This window comes from Pseudomonas helleri, from assembly GCF_045830615.1.
Classification (GTDB): Bacteria; Pseudomonadota; Gammaproteobacteria; order Pseudomonadales; family Pseudomonadaceae; genus Aquipseudomonas; species Aquipseudomonas helleri.
In genome coordinates this window covers 3,303,410-3,322,123 of the sequence record NZ_CP174501.1, presented here as the reverse complement: position 1 = coordinate 3,322,123, position 18,714 = coordinate 3,303,410, and the positions used below count along the sequence as shown (strand labels likewise).

General features: G+C 60.4%; 19 protein-coding genes. 13 read left to right on the top strand and 6 right to left on the bottom strand.

Features of this window, described 5'->3' with window-relative positions:
* Positions 1 to 11: 11 nt before the first annotated feature.
* From ACJJU9_RS14735 to glcD, 4 genes are read right to left on the bottom strand one after another with little or no spacing between them, the layout of a single operon-like run.
* Positions 12 to 413: a heme-binding protein gene (locus ACJJU9_RS14735; protein ID WP_048386971.1), complete on the bottom strand. Its 402-nt coding sequence runs from the start codon at positions 411 to 413 to the stop codon at positions 12 to 14.
* 24 nt (positions 414 to 437) lie between these two features.
* A complete protein-coding gene (gene glcF, locus ACJJU9_RS14730) occupies positions 438 to 1,655 on the bottom strand; it encodes a glycolate oxidase subunit GlcF (RefSeq protein WP_407728855.1) in 1,218 nt (405 codons plus the stop codon).
* Positions 1,656 to 1,658: 3 nt separating this feature from the next.
* The gene (glcE, locus tag ACJJU9_RS14725) at positions 1,659 to 2,723 is read right to left on the bottom strand and encodes a glycolate oxidase subunit GlcE (RefSeq protein WP_407728854.1); all 1,065 of its coding nucleotides are present in this window, start codon (positions 2,721 to 2,723) and stop codon (positions 1,659 to 1,661) included.
* Positions 2,723 to 4,222 (bottom strand): glycolate oxidase subunit GlcD, encoded by a 1,500-nt coding sequence (glcD, locus tag ACJJU9_RS14720; protein WP_153428570.1) that lies wholly within the window; start codon positions 4,220 to 4,222, stop codon positions 2,723 to 2,725. The genes glcE and glcD overlap by 1 nt, the downstream gene beginning before the upstream one ends.
* A 234-nt stretch (positions 4,223 to 4,456) precedes the next feature.
* Here glcD and glcC point away from each other — a divergent pair, with 234 nt between their 5' ends.
* A complete protein-coding gene (glcC, locus tag ACJJU9_RS14715; RefSeq protein WP_153330772.1) occupies positions 4,457 to 5,224 on the top strand; it encodes a transcriptional regulator GlcC in 768 nt (255 codons plus the stop codon).
* A gap of 29 nt (positions 5,225 to 5,253) precedes the next feature.
* Here glcC and ACJJU9_RS14710 read toward each other — a convergent pair whose 3' ends face one another.
* Positions 5,254 to 5,892, bottom strand: a complete 639-nt coding sequence (locus ACJJU9_RS14710; RefSeq protein ID WP_407728853.1) for a LysE family translocator — start codon at positions 5,890 to 5,892, stop codon at positions 5,254 to 5,256.
* A 692-nt stretch (positions 5,893 to 6,584) separates the two neighbouring features.
* Here ACJJU9_RS14710 and ACJJU9_RS14705 point away from each other — a divergent pair.
* The 3 genes from ACJJU9_RS14705 to ACJJU9_RS14695 are packed head-to-tail and all read left to right on the top strand — an operon-like array spanning position 6,585 to position 9,071.
* Positions 6,585 to 8,114: a flavin monoamine oxidase family protein gene (locus ACJJU9_RS14705; protein WP_123752135.1), complete on the top strand. Its 1,530-nt coding sequence runs from the start codon at positions 6,585 to 6,587 to the stop codon at positions 8,112 to 8,114.
* Between the two features lie 13 nt (positions 8,115 to 8,127).
* Positions 8,128 to 8,523 (top strand): c-type cytochrome, encoded by a 396-nt coding sequence (locus tag ACJJU9_RS14700; RefSeq protein ID WP_407728852.1) that lies wholly within the window; start codon positions 8,128 to 8,130, stop codon positions 8,521 to 8,523.
* A 44-nt stretch (positions 8,524 to 8,567) separates the two neighbouring features.
* A complete protein-coding gene (locus ACJJU9_RS14695; protein ID WP_407728851.1) occupies positions 8,568 to 9,071 on the top strand; it encodes a RidA family protein in 504 nt (167 codons plus the stop codon).
* 56 nt (positions 9,072 to 9,127) lie between these two features.
* Here the strand turns inward: ACJJU9_RS14695 and ACJJU9_RS14690 are convergent, their stop codons facing one another.
* Positions 9,128 to 10,024 (bottom strand): LysR family transcriptional regulator, encoded by an 897-nt coding sequence (locus ACJJU9_RS14690; protein WP_048369251.1) that lies wholly within the window; start codon positions 10,022 to 10,024, stop codon positions 9,128 to 9,130.
* A 124-nt stretch (positions 10,025 to 10,148) separates the two neighbouring features.
* On the opposite strand from ACJJU9_RS14690, the gene mdlC reads away from it, so the two are divergent.
* From mdlC to ACJJU9_RS14645, 9 genes are all read left to right on the top strand, one after another.
* Positions 10,149 to 11,735 carry a benzoylformate decarboxylase gene (mdlC, locus tag ACJJU9_RS14685; RefSeq protein ID WP_407728850.1) on the top strand — a complete coding sequence of 529 codons (1,587 nt, stop codon included), beginning with the start codon at positions 10,149 to 10,151 and terminating at the stop codon, positions 11,733 to 11,735.
* 80 nt (positions 11,736 to 11,815) lie between these two features.
* Positions 11,816 to 13,144, top strand: a complete 1,329-nt coding sequence (locus ACJJU9_RS14680; protein ID WP_407728849.1) for an MFS transporter — start codon at positions 11,816 to 11,818, stop codon at positions 13,142 to 13,144.
* 12 nt (positions 13,145 to 13,156) lie between these two features.
* Positions 13,157 to 14,620, top strand: coding sequence for an aldehyde dehydrogenase family protein (locus ACJJU9_RS14675; RefSeq protein ID WP_153391107.1), 1,464 nt, complete (start codon positions 13,157 to 13,159; stop codon positions 14,618 to 14,620).
* A gap of 989 nt (positions 14,621 to 15,609) precedes the next feature.
* Entirely contained in the window at positions 15,610 to 15,777 is a 168-nt protein-coding gene (locus ACJJU9_RS14670) for a hypothetical protein (RefSeq protein ID WP_153326517.1), read from the top strand.
* Between the two features lie 51 nt (positions 15,778 to 15,828).
* Positions 15,829 to 16,320, top strand: a complete 492-nt coding sequence (locus ACJJU9_RS14665; protein ID WP_407728848.1) for a DUF1543 domain-containing protein — start codon at positions 15,829 to 15,831, stop codon at positions 16,318 to 16,320.
* Between the two features lie 294 nt (positions 16,321 to 16,614).
* Positions 16,615 to 17,019, top strand: a complete 405-nt coding sequence (locus ACJJU9_RS14660) for a COG3650 family protein (RefSeq protein ID WP_407728847.1) — start codon at positions 16,615 to 16,617, stop codon at positions 17,017 to 17,019.
* A gap of 194 nt (positions 17,020 to 17,213) precedes the next feature.
* A complete protein-coding gene (locus ACJJU9_RS14655; protein WP_048369240.1) occupies positions 17,214 to 17,486 on the top strand; it encodes a DUF2282 domain-containing protein in 273 nt (90 codons plus the stop codon).
* Entirely contained in the window at positions 17,483 to 17,911 is a 429-nt protein-coding gene (locus ACJJU9_RS14650; RefSeq protein ID WP_407728846.1) for a DoxX family protein, read from the top strand. The genes ACJJU9_RS14655 and ACJJU9_RS14650 overlap by 4 nt, the downstream gene beginning before the upstream one ends.
* Positions 17,912 to 17,943: 32 nt before the next feature.
* A complete protein-coding gene (locus tag ACJJU9_RS14645) occupies positions 17,944 to 18,711 on the top strand; it encodes an alpha/beta fold hydrolase (protein ID WP_407728845.1) in 768 nt (255 codons plus the stop codon).
* Positions 18,712 to 18,714 lie beyond the last annotated feature (3 nt).

Sequence of the window (18,714 nt, the reverse complement as noted above, 5' to 3'; positions counted from 1 at the left end):
TTCAGTTGGGTTTATTTGAGGCTGTGCGCGCCAGCTTTGGCGACTTGCGCGTCTTGCACGGAGGTGACCCCGGACACGCCAATGGCTCCGATGACCTGGCCGTCGACGATGATCGGCACGCCGCCTTCAAGGGAGGTCAGCAACGGCGCGGACAAAAACGCATGGCGGCCGCCATTGACCATGTCTTCGTAGCCTTTGGACTCGCGGCGGCCCAGGGCGGAGGTGCGGGCTTTTTCGGTGGCGATGTAAGCGCTGATCGGTGCGCACTCATCGAGCCGCTCCAGGGCCAGTGGGTGGCCGCCGTCATCGACAATCGCGATGCTCACGGCCCATTGGTTGTTCTGCGCCTCGCTGCGGGCAGCCTTGAGAATCTGCTGGACTTCGGTCTGGCTCAATACGGCTTTGCTTTTCATGACAGGTCTCAAGTGAGTTGGGGGTTAAGGCAATGCCGCTTCGACCAGCTCGATCCAGTGCCGCACCGGGGTGCGTCCGGCACCGTTAAGGTGGGTCTGGCAGCCGATATTGGCGGTGATGATGACCTCGGGTTTGCCGCTTTCCAGCGCGTTCAACTTGTTATCGCGCAGTTGCCGCGACAATTCGGGTTGGGTCAGCGAATAAGTGCCTGCCGAGCCGCAGCACAAATGGCTGTCTGGCACCGCAGTGAGGTTGTAACCCAAACGGGTGAGGACGGATTCCACCGCGCCGCCGAGCTTTTGTGCGTGCTGCAAGGTGCACGGGCAATGGAAGGCCACCCGCTGGCTGCTGCTGATGGCAAGGGTTTCCAGAGGCTCGTTGCGCAACACCTCAACCAGGTCCTTGGCCAGGGCGCTGACCTTTTTGGCCTTGTCGGCATACGCCGGATCGGTGCTCAGCAAGTGCCCGTATTCCTTGATAAAAGCCCCGCAGCCGCTGGCGGTTTGCACGATGGCTTCGGCGCCTTGTTCAATGCTTGGCCACCAGGCGTCGATGTTGCGCCGGGCCCGGTTCAGGCCCGCGGCTTGTGCGTCGAGGTGGTAATCCACGGCGCCGCAACAACCGGCCTCACGGCCTGGCGTGATGCTGATGCCCAGCCGGTCAAGCACGCGGGCGGTGGCCGCGTTGGTGTTGGGCGACAAGCCGGGTTGCACGCAGCCTTCGAGCATCAATACCTGACGGGCATGACGGAGGGTCGGGCGTGCTTTGGCAGGCTCGACGTTGTGTGGCAGCTTGCTTTGCAAGGTCGCGGGTAACACGGCGCGAAACACCTGACCGCTGCCCAGCAACCCTTTAAGCAGGCCCGGTTTGGGCACCACGGCGCGTAACCCCTCGCGCAACAGGCGCTGGCCAAGCGGCCGCTGCACCGCCGCGTCCACCACCGCCCGGCCGATGTCCAGCAGGTTGTGGTAATCGACCCCGGAAGGGCAGGTGGTTTCGCAATTGCGACACGACAGGCAGCGGTCCAGATGCGCCTGGGTTTTGCGGGTGACGTCGTTACCTTCCAGCACTTGCTTGATCAGGTAAATCCGCCCGCGCGGGCCGTCCAGTTCATCGCCGAGCAATTGATACGTCGGGCAGGTGGCATTGCAGAAACCGCAGTGCACGCAGGACCGCAGGATGCGTTCGGCTTCTTCGGCACGGGGCAGTTGCCGGGCCTCTTGGCTCAAAGTGGTTTGCATGGCTCAAAGCTCCGCGTACAGGCGCCCGGGGTTGAAAATACCCTTGGGGTCGAGTTGTTGCTTGAGGTTGCGGTGGTAGCGCATCAGGGCTGCCGGCAACGGTTGGAACGGGCTGTCAGTCCGGCCGTGTGTGTAGCAGGTCGCATGCCCGCCCACTTCTTCAACCACACGGCGGATAAAGGCCGCCTCGGCATCCGATTTAAGCCAGCGCTGGGCGCCGCCCCAGTCGATCAACTGCTGGCCGGGCAGGGCCAGCGGCGCGGTGTTGTTGGGCAAGGACAAGCGCCACAGCGGCTGGCCTTGAGCAAAGTAATCCAGGCGTTGCTCGTTCAAATCCGCCCAATAGGCGGCGTCCAGCAACTCGCCACCCAGTCTGTCATGGGCAGCCGCCACCGACCCTTCGCCGCCTTCAAGGCGAAGGTGCAGGCGCTGCCCGTCGTGGCACGCGGCGCTGATCGGCAGCGGCTCCTGGCCCCATTGCGCCAGGCGTTGCAGGGCCCGGTCAGGGTCGATCTCCAGGCTGATGCTCAAGGCCTGACGCGGTTTGGGCAGGACCTTGAGCGACACCTCGGTGATCACCCCCAATGCGCCATAACTGGCGGCCATCAAGCGCGACAAGTCATAACCGGCGACGTTTTTCATCACCTCGCCACCAAAGCGCAAATGCTTGCCGTGCCCGGTGATCACGCGGGTACCCAGCACGTAGTCACGCACCGATCCGGCCCACGGGCGACGTGGCCCGGACAGCCCGCTGGCGACCATGCCGCCCACGGTTGCGTGGCTGCCGAAAGACGGCGGTTCGCATGGCAACATCTGTTGCGCCGCGTCCAGGGCAGCGGCCAGTTCACTCAATGGTGTGCCGCAGCGAGCGGTGATCACAAGCTCGGTCGGGTCGTAGCTGACGATGCCCCGGTGGGAGCGGGTGTCGAGCACTTCGCCGGTCATAGGACGGCCCAGAAACGCTTTGCTGTCAGCCCCCTGAATGCGCAAGGGCGTGGCGCTGTGCAGGGCCTGGTTGACCTGTTGCAGCAAGGCGGCGCTGTTGTCGACATCATGTTCACTGCGCATCAAAAACGCTCCAGTTCAGGGAAGGGCAACTGGCCCATGTGCACGTGCATCGCGCCAAATTCGGCGCAGCGGTGCAGGGTGGGGATGTTCTTGCCGGGGTTGAGCAGCCCGCCGGGGTCGAACGCGGCTTTGACGGCATGGAACAGGGTCAGCTCATCACTGTTGAACTGCGCGCACATCTGGTTGATTTTTTCGCGGCCCACACCGTGTTCGCCGGTAATGCTGCCGCCGACTTTCACGCACAATTCGAGGATCTTGCCGCCCAGCGCTTCGGCGCGATCCAGCTCGCCGGGCTGGTTGGCATCAAACAGGATCAGCGGGTGCATATTGCCGTCACCGGCGTGAAACACGTTGGCCACGCGCAAGTCGTATTCGGCTGACAGTGCGGCGATTGCTTGCAACACGCCGGGCAGCTCGCGGCGTGGAATGGTGCCGTCCATGCAGTAATAGTCCGGCGAGAGGCGGCCCACCGCCGGGAACGCATTTTTGCGTCCGGCCCAGAACCGCACGCGCTCGGCCTCATCCTGGGCCTGACGCACTTCGGTGGCCCCCGCAAGTTCCAGCACCTGGCGCACGCGCTCGCAGTCATCGTGTACGTCGGCCTCTACGCCATCGAGTTCGCACAACAGGATGGCTTCGGCGTCGACCGGGTAACCGGCGTGGATAAAGTCTTCGGCGGCGCGAATCGCCAGGTTGTCCATCATTTCCAGACCGCCCGGAATAATCCCCGCCGCAATAATGTCGCCCACCGCGCGCCCGGCTTTCTCGACCGAATCGAACGCGGCCAGCAGCACCTTGGCGGTTTGCGGCTTGGGCAGCAGCTTGACGGTGACTTCGGTGATCACCCCGAGCATGCCCTCGGACCCCGTAAACAGCGCCAACAGGTCCAGCCCCGGCGAGTCGAGTGCTTGCGAGCCGAGGGTCAGGTGTTCGCCGTCCACCGTGAGGATCTCGACCTGCAACACGTTGTGCACGGTCAGGCCGTACTTCAGGCAATGCACGCCACCGGCGTTTTCGGCCACATTGCCGCCAATCGAACAGGCGATTTGTGACGAAGGGTCCGGCGCGTAGTACAAGCCATAGGGCGCGGCAGCCTGGGAAATCGCCAGGTTGCGCACCCCCGGCTGAACCCGCGCGGTGCGGGCGGCGGGGTCGATGTGGAGGATGTTGTTGAAGCGCGCCATCACCAGCAGCAAGCCTTTTTCCAATGGCAAGGCGCCGCCCGACAAGCCCGTGCCCGCGCCGCGTGCGACCACCGGCACCTTGTGCTCATGGCAGAGCCGCAGCACGGTCTGCACCTGCTCAAGGTGATGGGGCAGGACCACCAGCATCGGCGTGGTGCGATAGGCCGACAGACCGTCGCACTCGTAGGGCTTCAGTTCCTCAGGCTCATGCAGGATTTTCAGGTCGGGCACCTGTGTTTGCAGGGCCAGCAGCAGCGCTTTTTTGTCGACGTCGGGCAGAACCCCGTCGACGGCTTCGTCGTAAAGAATATTCATGGTCGGTGGGCGACACCTGTTTATTTTTATTAGAGGTCCGTTGCCGGAGAGTGCTGGCTTGCATCATTGGCCCGAGGCGATTTACTGTCCATACGTTGTTGAACTGGTCGAACCAGTTTTTTCAGCGTCGCTTGTTTGTTTCAAATAAAAATAAATTCAAAAACAATGCGTTAGGTGTGTGCGCAAACCGACAGGATTGTGCCGACCGAACTGGTCGTACCAGTTGGAGTGTTCATGGACAGAATGGAATCACCGCGTAACCCGCAAGTTGCCGACGTGGTGTGTGAGCGCATCGAACGCCTGATCGTTGATGGCGTCCTCAAGACCGGGCAGTTGCTACCCTCGGAACGGCGCCTGACCGAAAAACTCGGCGTGTCCCGTACCGCCCTGCGTGAAGGCCTGAAACTGTTGCGCGCTCGCGGCATCATCAAGACCGAGCAGGGCAAGGGTTCTTTCGTTGCTGATCTTTCCGGCGAGGCGAGTGCGTCGCCGCTGATGCACTTGTTCAGCTCGCAACCGCGCACGCTGTATGACCTGTTTGAAGTGCGCAGCTTACTGGAGGGCGAATCTGCACGACTGGCCGCCTTGCGCGGTACTGACGCCGATTTTGTGCTGATCACCCGCAGTTATCACGCCTTGCTCGATGCGCATAACCGCTCCCTCGATGCGTCTGCCCATGCACGTCTGGACCATGCCTTTCACCTGGCCATTTGTGAGGCGTCGCATAATCCGGTGCTGGTGCAGACCCTGCGTTCACTCACCGATCTGTTGTTGAACACGGTGTTTGCGTCGGTCAATAACCTCTACCACCGCGAGCCGCAAAAGCGCCAAATCGACCGCCAGCACGCGCGGCTGTACAACGCCGTGACCGGTCGCTTGCCGGAGCAGGCGCGCAAGGCGGCGATCGCCCATATTCAGAGCATCAGTGAGAGTCTTAAAGAGATCGAAAACGAAGAACAGCGGCTGGTGCGAGCGACGATGCGCCTGGAGGGGTGGAGCTGAACATGGCGTCCAGCTCCTGTGTCGCGGGGTCAGGCCACTTTGCCGCGGATGGTCAACAGGCTGATGCCCAGGCCCATAAACGAGGCGCCAAACAAGCGGTTTAGGGCTTTGGCCCGCGCTGGCGTCGCCAGGTAGCCTTTTAGCGTCTGTGCGAGCAGGGCATAAAACAGGTGAGCGACAATCGAGCAGCCGGCAAACGTGATGATCAGCACGGCCAGGTAAGACAGGCTGGAGTCACCGCCCTGAATGAACTGCGGCAAGAAGGCGGCAAAGAACAGGATGGCTTTGGGGTTGGTAATCGCGACCGAGAAGCCCTTGGTGAACAGCTTCCAGCCCGACAGATTTTCCGAAGAATTGGCCTGCACGTTATCAAACGCGCGATTGCGGCTGCGCCACTGTTTGATGCCCAGATAAATCAGGTAACTGGCCCCCGCGACCTTCAGTACCAGGAACGCCGTGGCAGACGCGATCAACAGTGCACCGAGGCCGGCACTGGTGGCCGAGGCAATCAGCAGCAGCCCGATGGCATTGCCCAGCGAACCGATCATCGCCCGCCACGGGCCATGGCTGATGGAGTTGGACAACGACATGATCACCGCAGGCCCGGGGGTGAGCGTCACGAGCATGGCGATAAAAGTGAAGCTCAGCCAATCATTTAATGAAACCAAAGGGGAACTCTCCGCAAGACCCACACAGCAGGGGCTGCAAGATTCTCATAGAGCGGGTGCTGTGTTCTATACATCTCTTGGATATCTGTAGAAGCGAGCTTGAATTGCGTACCCCCGTAGCAGTTGACGAGCTTTGCGAGGCTACGTCCGGGCGCGCAGCGGCCGTAAAAAGAGCCAGATCAAAAGATCGCGAGGCAAGCTCGCTCCTATCAAACACAAATAAGTGATTGATTCTAAAGGCCCTGTAGGAGCGAGCTTGCCTCGCGATCTGTTGATCTTGATCTAAGAGCCCCCTCACCCTAGCCCTCTCCCGAAGGAGAGGGAACCGATTGGGGGATGCTGAAGATACTCGCTGTCCTGTTTGCTGCGCGACAGCGCGGCGTCGAAGACGGGGCGGCCACTCCTACAGTTTTCATCGTGCACGCCCGTTCTGATTGTGCCCAGTGATGGCGCACCCTCCGCGCACCAAAAGCGGCCGCGCATGATCGATGCCGATGCATCCGCATGCGTATTTTTATGAAATTTTCTTCATTTTTAGTGGTTTTGACAGGCTGGCACAGCCCTTGCTCCAGGCCCTTGCAGGCACAGATATTTTCTTTCGCTTCAAAGGACTGATCATGCAAGAGCAAGCAATGGTTGTGAGCCGCCGCAAGGTGCTGAACTGGATCGGTGTGACAGCGGGTGCCGCTGCGATGTATCAGGCAATGAGCGCCTTGAGCTTTGCCGCAGAATCCACCTACGAGCGCAATTTTGCCTTGAGCGGCGCGCCCAAGGGCACCCGAGTATTGATTCTCGGGGCAGGGCTGGCGGGCATGACTGCCGCTTACGAACTGCGTAAGGCCGGGTACCAGGTCAAGGTCCTGGAGTTCAACGCCAAGCCGGGCGGGCGTTGCTGGACGTTGCGCGGTGGTGACCGCTTTACCGAGTTGGGTGGTGCGACCCAGCAGTGCGAGTTTGATAAGGGCTTGTACCTCAATCCCGGGCCGTGGCGTATCCCTTACCATCACCATGCAGTGCTCGATTACTGCCATAAGTTCGGTGTCGCGCTGGAGCCCTTTATTCAGGTCAATTACAACGCCATGGTGCATTCCACCAAGGCGTTTGGTGGCAAGCCGCAGCGTTATCGCGAGGTGCAGGCCGATTTTCAGGGGCATGTTGCCGAACTGCTGAGCAAGGCCGTCAACCAGCACGGCCTGGACCAGGCCCTGACCCGCGAGGACCGCGAACGCTTGCTGGAAGTGATGCGCAAGTGGGGCGCGCTGGATGCTAACAACGCCTACAAAAAATCCCTGGAAACCAGCCTGCGCCGGGGTTTTGCTGTGGATGACGGCGGCGGTCTGATGCCCGAGGCAGTGCCATCCGAGCCCATTGACTGCAAGGCGCTACTCGATTCCAACCTCTGGCAAAGCATCGCCAGCGGCCAGGAGTACGAATTCCAGAGCAGCATTTTCCAGCCGGTGGGCGGCATGGACATGATTGCCCAAGCCTTTCAGAAACAGGTGAATGACCTGATTCATTACAACGCCAAGGTCACGCGCATCCAGCAAGATGCCAACGGCGTGACCGTGACCTATCAAAACAGTGATGGCAGCGGCGGGGCACAGCAGGAGCAGGCGGACTGGTGCGTGTGCACCTTGCCGCTTTCGATCCTTGGGCAACTGCCCATCGATGTCAGCGCGCCAATGATGAGCGCCATTCGCGCCGTGCCTTACGAGTCTTCGGTGAAGGTCGGCTTACAGTTCAAGCGGCGTTTCTGGGAGCAGGACGAGCATATCTACGGTGGCATCACCTACACCGACACGCCCGTCAGCAAGATCAGCTACCCGAGCACCGACTATGGCAAGCAAGGCAAGGGCGTGTTGCTAGGGGCGTATATATGGGGCCCGAATGCCTACGAATTTACCGCCATGAGCCCGCAAATGCGCGTGCAAAAGGCTGTGGAGTTTGGCGCGCAGATTCACCCGCAATACCCCGGCGAATTCGAAAACGGCATCGCCGTTGGCTGGCACCGTGTGCCCTGGACTAACGGCTGCTACGGCTTATGGACGCCCGAGACGCGCCAGCAGCACTACAAAAACCTGTGCCAGATCGACGGCCGCATTGTGCTCGCGGGTGAGCATGCCTCGTACATTCCAGCCTGGATGGAGGGCGCTATTTTGTCGTCGCACGATGCGATCAAGCGCCTGCACACCCACATCATCGCCAGCACTAAAACCGCCTGACAGGGAGTTAGCCATGCGTACGATTATGTCCACCGCTGTGTTGTGGGGCCTGATGGGCAGCGCGACGGCGTTTGCCGCTGACGCCCCGATCCTGTCCACCTCCGGCAAATTCGAAGAACAGACCGGCGAAGCGCTGTTCAATCAGGTCTGCCAGGGCTGCCACATGGCCCAAGGCCAGGGGGCTCACGGTGCCGGGGCTTACCCGGCGCTGTCGACCAACCCCAAGCTCGGCGCCAAGGTGTACCCGATGTACATGGTGGCCTCCGGGCAAGGCGGTATGCCGGGCTTCAAAAAGTACATGGATGACCAGCAGATTGCAGCGGTGGTCAACTATGTCCGCACACATTTTGGTAATCAATACCCCGATACGGTCACGGCCGAAGAGGTTAGGGTTCTTACCCAGCGCTGAAAGTCTCCATGGATTACGTTTTTTCATCCCTAAAGGAATAAACAATGTCGAAGACCATCATCTCCACCGTCCTGCTGACCTCTTTGTTGGGCGGCCTCATGGCCACGCAGGTTAACGCTGCTGAAGTGATCCGGCACAAGCTGCCAAACTCTGATTTCCCGATCTCCCTGGCCGTGGAAATTCCGCCAGGGGCCACCGTGGTCAACCTCAGTGGTGTGGTGCCGCCAATTGCCGACAGCAAGGCCGATCCCAAGACACTGGCCGCTTATGGCGACACCGAAGTGCAGACCGTCAATGTGCTGAAGAACATTGAAGGCACGTTGAAAAGCCTCAATCTGACCATGGGCGATGTGGTGAAAATGCAGGTCTATCTGGTGGGCACGCCTGAAACCGGCAAGATGGATTTCGCCGGCTTTATGAAGGGCTACACCCAGTTCTTTGGCACGGCTGCCCAGCCCAAGTTGCCAACCCGCTCAGCGTTCCAGGTGGCAGGTCTGGCCAACCCCAACTACCTGGTAGAAATCGAAGTGACGGCGGTTCGTCCATAACCTGATCTGTGCCTTAAACCCTGGTCAGCAAACACGCTGGCCAGGGTGGGTGGCCTTTAAACCTGGCCGCTGATAATCGCATCGGCAATGGTTGCGCAAAACCAGCGCAGCGCCGCCGAACTCTCACTGTTGGGGTTCCAGTGCAACGAGACATCGAACTCGGGCACCTGGAACGGCAAGTCCAGCATCTGCAACCCCCCGTCATGCACAAATAATCTGGCGATCTGCTCAGGCAGCACGGCCAGCAGGTCGGTGCCCGGAAGAATTTTCGGCAGCACGGAAAAATGCGGCACGTGCAGGTTTATCCGTCGCTCGACATTCATGCTCTTCAAGACGTCTTCAATGCTGCCGTGGCCGGAGGTACGGGTCACGGTGACGTGCCGTTCGGCGAGAAACTGTTGCAGATTGATGTGCTCGCGGATGCGCGGATGACTGGCGCTGAGCAAGCAGGTATAGCGCTCATGCATCAGCACCCGGTTGTGGGTGCCGGGCACCGGATGGCGGCAGATCGCGGCGTCGATCTTGGCGCTGGCCAGCCATTCACCCACCTGGTCGACCTGCAGCGGTATGACTTCGACCTCCGCCTGCGGTGCCTCGCGATTCAGGCGCGCCAGAATCAGCGATAAAAAGCCCATCTCACCCAGATCCGAGAGCGCAATGCGAAAGCGGCGCTCAGTGGTTGCCGGGTCAAACTGGCGAGTGCTCTGCACGGCGCCCTCAATGCGTGTCAGACAATCACGCAGCGTGGGGTAGAGCTGCTGCGCGACAAATGTCGGCTGAATGCCGTCTCGGGTGCGGCTGAACAATTTGTCATCGAACAGCTCGCGCAGGCGGGCCAGGCCATAGCTCACGGAAGGCTGGGTGACGAACAGACGTTCTGCGGCCAGGGTCACGCTGCGGGCTTCATACAGAGTGATGAAGGTGCGGATCAGGTTCAGGTCGATGTGGCTCATGGCGCCTCAAGTGGCTACAGCGATATAGATGGGGCTTATTTTTAATAGAGATAGTATCGATTTGATCAATCAACTGGCAGCTGCAAGAGTAACCCAAAGTCTAAAAACAGCTGCAAGGGTCCCTATGAAAACCGTTCACTCTGCCACTTACGACATTCTGCGCGAGCAAGGCCTGACCACCATTTTTGGCAACCCCGGCTCCAATGAGCTGCCGTTTCTGAAGGGGTTCCCCGAAGATTTCAGCTACATCCTCGGCCTGCACGAAGGCGCCGTGGTGGGCATGGCCGACGGCTTTGCCCTGGCCACCGGCAAACCGACCTTCGTCAACCTGCACGCTGCGGCAGGCACCGGTAACGGCATGGGCGCGCTGACCAATGCCTGGTACTCCCACAGCCCGCTGGTGATTACCGCCGGGCAGCAAGTGCGTTCGATGATCGGTGTCGAAGCGATGCTGGCCAACGTCGATGCCGCGCAGTTGCCCAAGCCTCTGGTGAAGTGGAGCCACGAACCGGCCTCGGCGCAGGACGTGCCGCGCACCCTGAGCCAGGCCATTCACATGGCCAGCCTGGCGCCCCGTGGTCCGGTGTATGTGTCCATCCCGTATGACGATTGGGCCTGCGAAGCCCCTGCCGGGGTTGAGCACTTGGCCCGGCGCCACGTGGCAAGCGCCGGTGTGCCGTCGCCCGCGCAGTTGCACGACTGGGGGCAGCGCCTGTCGAGCGCGCGTAACCCGGTGTTGGTGCTCGGCCCGGACGTAGATGGCAGTGGCAGCAACGCGCTGGCCGTGCAACTGGCGGAAAAACTGCGCATGCCCGTATGGGTGGCCCCTTCGGCATCGCGCTGCCCGTTCCCGACTCGTCATCCGTGTTTTCGCGGTGTGCTTCCCGCGGCGATTGCCGGGATCAGCCGCCAGTTGGCGGACCATGATGTGATTCTAGTGGTGGGCGCGCCGGTGTTTCGTTATCACCAGTTCGCCCCCGGTGACTACCTGCCAGCGGGCACGCAACTGCTGCACATCACCTGTGATCCGGGCGAGGCGGCGCGTGCGCCGATGGGTGACGCGCTGGTGGCGGATATTGCCCTGACCCTTGAAGCCCTGGTGGCCGAGGTTGCACCCGGCACGCGGGCAATGCCCCAGGCCTTGCCGCGCCCGCCAGCGGTGGTCGAGGAGGGTGGTTTGCTGCGCCCGGAAACTGTCTTTGATCTGATCGACCAACTGGCGCCTAAAGACACCATCTACGTCAAGGAGTCCACCTCAACCGTGGGCGCGTTCTGGCAGCGCGTCGAAATGCGCGAACCGGGCAGTTACTTCTTTCCGGCCGCCGGTGGCCTGGGCTTTGGCTTGCCTGCGGCGGTCGGCGTGCAACTGGCCACGCCAGAGCGGCGGGTGGTCGGCATTATTGGTGACGGCTCGGCCAACTACGGCATTACGGCGCTGTGGACGGCGGCGCAATATGGCATCCCTGTGGTGTTCATCATCCTTAAAAACGGTACGTACGGTGCCTTGCGCTGGTTTGCCGATGTATTGAACGTCAGCGATGCGCCGGGGCTGGATGTACCGGGCCTGGACTTTTGCGCGATTGCCCAGGGGTACGGCGTACACGCCGTGCGCACCGACACCGCCGAGCAGTTTGCCGCGGCATTTGCTGAGGCACTGGCGGGCCAGCGCCCGGTCTTGATCGAGGTGCCGACGCTCACCATCGAGCCTTAGCAGCCCACGTCAGGCCCGAGCCTTGTCTGGGGGAACGGGCCTGATACCGCACGACAACAACAATAAAAAAAGAGGTGGTTATGAACAAAACTTCCGTCAGTGAAGTGATCGACGCCGCACCGTTTAATCGCACGCACCTGCTGATACTGATGTGGGGCTGTTTCATCATGCTGTTCGATGGCTACGACATGGTGATCTATGGCTCGGTGGTGCCGCAGTTGATGCAGGACTGGCGATTGTCTGCGATTGAAGCCGGAACCCTGGGCAGTTGCGCGTTGTTCGGCATGTTGTTCGGCGGCACCTTGATTGCACCGTTGGCCGACCGTTTTGGACGGCGCAAGCTGATCATCCTCACCACCTTGCTGGCCAGCCTGGCGGCGTTTTTTACCGGGCACGCCACCACGCCTTTCGAGCTGGGCGCCTGCCGTCTGGTGACGGGCCTGGCCTTGGGCGCGCTGGTGCCGAGTGCGATCAACCTGATCAGCGAGTTCGCCCCCGAAGGGCGGCGCAGCACCATGATTACCGTGATGTCGAGCTTCTACTCGGTGGGCGCGGTGCTGTCGGCCTTGCTGGCGATTGCGGTGATCCCGCAGTGGGGCTGGCAGGCGGTGTTTTACGTGGCCGTCCTGCCGGTGTTGGCGGTGCCATTTATGCTGCGTTATCTGCCTGAGTCGGCGGCGTTTCTGGCCCTCAAGGGGCGCCGTGGTGAACTCGACCAACTGTTGGTCAAAGTCGACCCGGCATATCGTCCCGGCACTGCGTTGAGCCTGCCGGTCAATCACAAACAGACCCGCGCTGCCCGTCTGCCGCAGCTATTCAGCAAAGGTCAGGCGCTGGCCACCTTGTTGCTGTGGGTAGCATTCGCCATGTGTATGCTGATGAGCTACGGGCTCAATACCTGGTTGCCCAAGCTTATGGCGCACGGTGGTTACCCCCTGGGTTCGAGCCTCGCGTTTCTGGTGACCCTCAACGTGGGTGCCACGGTGGGCGCACTGTTCGGCGGCTGGCTGGCGGACCGTCTGGGTGTGCAGCGCACTCTGGCGTTGTTTTTTGTTCTGGCGGCGCTGTCGTTGGCCGCCCTCGGCTTTAAACCCGGCCCGATCCTGCTTAACCTGCTGTTGCTGATTGCCGGCGCAACCACCATCGGCACCCTGGCGGTGATTCATGCCTATGCTTCGATTTCTTACCCGGCGCATATCCGTTCTACCGGCGTGGGCTGGGCCGCCGGGATTGGCCGCCTCGGGGCCATTGCCGGGCCGATGCTCGGTGGCAGCCTGTTGGCGCTGGACTTGCCCTTCCAGCAGAACTTTTTGGCGTTCGCGTTGCCCGGAGTAATAGGTGCTTTGGCCATCGTGTGCATTCACGTACGCCCCACGTCTTCCATTACCCAAGCCTCTGAATCTGTTTAAAAGGAGCATGACATGACCCATTACAGCGATTTTCATCTGCAACCGATTGCCGGAGAGTGGCGTAAAGGCACGGGCGGCAAACACCTGCGGGTGACTAACCCGTTCGACGATTCGCTGCTGCTGGAAATCCCTCAGGCTAACCGGGCCGACCTCGACGCTGCCTATCGCAAGGCCGCCGAGGTGCAGCCGCAATGGGCTGCGCTTGGGCCTTCGGCGCGAGCGGCGGTGTTGCATGAGGTGGTGGCGGTGTTTGACCGGCGCCGCGATGAAATCATCGACTGGCTCATCCGCGAGTCCGGCAGCACCCGGCTCAAGGCGCAACTGGAGTGGGGTGCGGCACGGGCCATTGCGCTGGAGTCGGCATCGTTCCCGGCGCGGGTTCACGGGCGAATCGTCGAGTCCAACGTGCCGGGTAAAGAGAGCCGGGTGTATCGCAGCGCGCTTGGCGTGGTAGGCGTGATCAGCCCGTGGAACTTCCCGCTGCACTTGACCCAGCGCTCCATTGCCCCGGCGCTGGCGCTGGGCAATGCCGTGGTCATCAAACCGGCCAGCGACACCCCGGTGTGCGGTGGTTTGCTGCTGGCGCGGATCTTTGAAGAGGCCGGATTGCCGGCTGGTGTATTGAGCGTGGTGGTGGGTGCGGGCAGTGAAATTGGTGACGCGTTTGTCGAGCACCCGGTGCCGTCGCTCATCACCTTCACTGGCTCAACCCCGGTCGGTCGCGGTATTGGCGCAATTGCCAGCGGCGGCGAACACCTCAAGCACGTCGCGCTGGAGCTGGGCGGCAACAGCCCGTTTGTCGTGCTGGAAGACGCTGACCTGGAGCAGGCGGTGAATGCTGCGGTGTTTGGTAAATTCCTGCACCAGGGTCAGATCTGCATGGCGATCAACCGCATCATCATCGACGAGCGTTTGTATTCGGCCTTTGCCGAGCGTTTTGTAGAGCGGGTCAAAGGGCTCAAGGTGGGCGACCCTAACCTGCAAGACACCGTGATCGGCCCGGTCATCAACGCCAAGCAGTTGCAGGGCTTGCATGAAAAGATCGAACTGGCCCGCGCTGAAGGGGCCCGTCCGCTGTTCGAGGGCGGCAGTAATGGGAACTTGATGGCGCCCCATGTCTATGGCGAAGTCACCGTCGACATGGACCTGGCCCGCAATGAGATTTTCGGCCCGCTGGTGGGGTTGATCCGTGCCCGCGACGAAGCCCATGCCCTGGAATTGGCCAACGCCACTGAATTCGGCCTTTCCAGTGCCGTCTTCAGTACCAACCTGGAGCGCGCCGTCACCTTTGCCCGCAAAGTGAGAGCAGGCATGACCCACGTCAACGACATCCCGGTCAACGACGAAGCCAATGCACCTTTTGGCGGTGAAAAGAACTCAGGGCTTGGCCGTTTCAATGGTGACTGGGCGATTGACGAATTCACCCGTGACCACTGGATCAGCGTGCAACACACGCCACGGCACTACCCGTTTTAAACGCCAGCGTCCTTGTCTCGCAATCTTTTAAGGTCAAGAGATCGCGAGGCAAGCTCGCTCCTACAGAACCCGTAGTCGCTGCCGAGGCACGAAGGCTGCGATAAATCTCAAGGTCAAGCTCGCTCTTATCAAATATAAAATAAGTGATTGATTCTAAAGGCTTTTTAGTAGCGAGCTTGCTCGCGATCTTTTGATCTAGATCTTGCTTTTGATCTTGATCTAAAAGGCCCCATTAAACCACGCTGGCCGAACGCAGGTTTTGCGCAGTGGGTAACCCGGCAGGACGCCGGGTTAGCCGCGACACGGCCATGGATGGCCGATCGCGGCGGGCCTACGGAGCAAGGCCTGTGGTGAGGGCATGCCGAGCCAAAGCGAGGCACCGAGGGGTAGGGGCAAAAGCGTTTTGGTTACTTTGCCGCTTTTGCAAAGTGACGCGGCGTAAGGCCGGAACCCTAAGTGGCCGTTGCCGCAGCAACGGATATGTACTCAAGTCAAGAGCCCCCTCACCACGCCTCTCCCGAAGGAGAGGGAACCGATTGGGGGATGCTGAAGATACTCGGCGGCCTGTTTGCTGCGCGACAGCGCGGCATCGAAGACGGGGCGGCCCCTCCTACAGTGGGAATGGGGGGATTCAAAACTTCATCGCCGGATACGATTCTTCTGCCAGCTGAAGTCACTGTGAAACGTGCCGGTATCTCCCCGTAAAACATACAAAGTGGCCCTGTAGGCAGACGACAGGCGTGAGCATTGCAAGCTGCGGACTTTTCGGTAAGCCCAGACCCAGCCGTGTGAGGAAGTGGCGTTCATCTTGGCAATCCTGAGTCGATAAGAACCTCATTGGACTCAGTTTAGAACTCAAGTTCCCTTGCCATGACAAACGTCATACCAATCGTCGGTTGCCTCATAAAACAGGCGTAAAACCGCAGTCTGGCAAGCTCGCCTCGAGTTTTGCTAGTCTGTGTGGTAATCGCAAAGGGAGTACAGACAGCATGGAACTGAAATCACCGGACAAAAATATTCGAATTGTCGGCTTGGCAGGGATCGTCGCGGGGCTGGGAATGATAGTGGCCGGTCATGCCAGTTTCGGCACTACGCTTCTGGGCGGCGGGCTACTATTTCTGGCACTGCCTCTGTTCAGGACAGCGGGCAAAAAATAAAGTTTTTCCGTACGGTGCTCCCTGCCGGTCGTGATCTTCTGGAGAGCTGAAATGCTGTTTGTTGTCATGCTCGGGGGCAAGCATCCCCGAGCCAAAATCGAAGTCCATGACGTGGTGTTTGCCATCGCCGACAGCCTGGAAGCAACCTACCCGCAACTGCGTCAGGGCTGGTTTGGCAACCCGGCAGGGTTGCACATCGACGCCTGGATGCGGGTTGACGGCGTAGAAGGCTGGAAGGTTGAGCTGAGCCCGCTGGCACCGCTACCAGGTTCTCCGCGTTTGTATTTCATCAACCTGGGTGGCTACGAGGCGAATACTTTTGGTGAAGCCCATCATTACCTGCTGGTGGTTGCCCAGGACAAGAACCAGGCCAAATCCAGGGCCAGACAGCACATGCTCAAGCACTGGCATCAGGCCCACACCGACGCGCTGCTGGATGTGGATGATTGCTTGCCGATTGATCAGGTGAGCGGGCGCTACATTCATCTGGTTGAGGGCGAGCACCGGGGTGTGATTCAGCACAACGACTACATCGTTATTTAGCGTGTATCAGCAACAGCCGCAGCTCCTGCAGGCAATTGTTCAATCACCGCTTACCGCACAACACGCGTTTGCCCTTGGTCATGCAACAAAAACTTTATTTTTGAGTCGAGTTCGTCCGGCGCGCTTTCAATAAAAAGCTGACGCTCAAGGTTTTGAATGACGAGGTCGAGTTAAACATCCGGGCAGTCCATGGCGAGGGATGCGCGTATGTAACAGGGTTTTTTGAGCTGCCGCAATGCGTCTTGCATGCTGATTTGCTAGGGTGACCAACGGACTCATTTAAGGAATGACGTGATGAAAAAGGAAGTGATGACGCCCCTCGTGGCGCTTGTGTTGCCGTTGCTTTTGAGCGCATGCAGCCAGCATGCGCCCTCGGTCAGCACCACGGCCCCTGAAGCAACGGGCGCGGCCCGGCAGTTTGTCGCCCGTGGCAACGAGCCGTTCTGGACCCTCAAGGTCAATGGCGACACCCTGGCCTGGATTACCCCGGATCATTTAGAGGGGCGGCAATTGCATGCCGACAAGGTGGTGTCGGGGGATCGCACGACCTACACCGGCACCGATCAGGGCAAGGCGTTCAGCCTGGTGATCGAGCCCAAACCCTGCACCGATTCGATGTCGGGTGAGACGTTCAGCCACACGTCTACCTGGACTTATGCCGGTGAACGCAACAGTGGTTGTGCTGGCGAAGGCAACTGATTCAGGGGGAACGCACTCGCTGTGTATCACACTGTGTACCAACCCCACGCTGATACACCCGCAGGTTGTTAACGGTCGAACGCGACACAGACCAGATACACGCCTGGCTTTAAATCTGTCTACCCGATAGCGCAAGTGATCACTCACCTGAACTTGCGCTACGGACACATTCAGTCAAGCCAGGAGATCTAACAATGAAGCGCCATTACGCCGCTCTCGCCGCCACCCTCGCTCTGTCCCTCGGTGCTTTTGCCGGTGCTGCCCACGCTGATGATGCCAAGCCCCAAGAGAAATGCTTCGGCGTGTCGCTGGCCGGTGCCAATGATTGTGCCGCGGGTAAAGGCACCTCGTGCGCTGGTACCGCCACAGCCGACTATCAGGGCAACGCCTGGATCCTGGTGGACAAAGGCACCTGCACCCAGATCAAAACCCCTAAAGGCTACGGCAGCCTGACGGAAAAACCGTGATTGCCGCTGCCCCGGCGGTGCTCAAGCGGTTATTGCCTGAGGCACTGCTGTTGTTGGTGGCCCGTGTCGGTATCGCCTCGGTGTTCTTCCTCTCGGGCCGTACCAAAGTCACCGGTTTTCTGGAACTCAAACAGTCGACTTACACCTTGTTTCGCTCGGAATACGCCTTGCCTGTGATCCCCCCGGAATGGGCGGCGCACCTGGCGGCTTACGCCGAGCATGCGTTCCCGCTGTTGCTGGTGCTGGGCCTGATGACCCGCCTGTCTGCTGCTGCGCTGTTGGGCATGACCCTGGTGATCGAGGTGTTTGTCTACCCCGACGCCTGGCCGACGCACCTGACCTGGGCGGGGTTGTTGTTACCGCTGTTGGCCTACGGTGGCGGGGCCTGGTCGCTGGACAACGTGTTGCGCCGTCGGCGTGTGTGAACCCTTTAACAATAAAGTTGTGGAGTGTCTTTATGCGTGTTCTGTCTTCTCTGGTCATCGCCATGGCGTTGACGGCGCCCATGCTGGCTTCGGCGGCTGAAAAGCTGCAGGCGTTGCCCGGCACCGGCAAAAACGTGGTAATTGTGCCTGGCTCGTTTGTCGACGGCTCCGGCTGGCGAGTGGTGCACGACATCCTGTCCCACCAGGGCTACAAGGTCACCGTGGTGCACCAGGGCCATGAAAGCCTCGCGGCAGACGTAGCCGAAGCCCGTGAAGTGCTGGAACAACAGGTCGGCCCGGTGGTGCTGGTGGGTCACAGTTCCGGCGGCGGCGTGATCTCGATTGCCGGTGACCGCGGCAAGGTCAGGGCGCTGGTCTACGTTTCGGCCTTGCAGCCGGAAGTGGGCGAGAACATGTCCCAGTTGTTGAACTCCATGCCTGCGCCTAGCAATGACATCAAGCAGAGCCGCGACGGCCATCTGTTTGTGGACCGCAGCAAGTTCCATGATGATTTTGCCGCTGACCTGACCACCAACCGCACCGACTTTATGGCCGCCTCGCAAGTTCCGGCCACCACCGCATTGTTCGGCGGCACCGTGTGGGACGCCGCCTGGCACAAGAAACCGACCTACGCGGTGCTTTCTACCGAAGACAAGGCCCTGAGCCCCGATTTACAGCGCTGGATGTACAAGCGCGCCGGTTCCAAAGTCACTGAGCTAAAAGGCAGCCACTCCGTGTACATTTCCCAGCCGGAAGCGGTGGCCAAAGTGATCGAAGACGCTGCATCAGTTATTAACTAACCC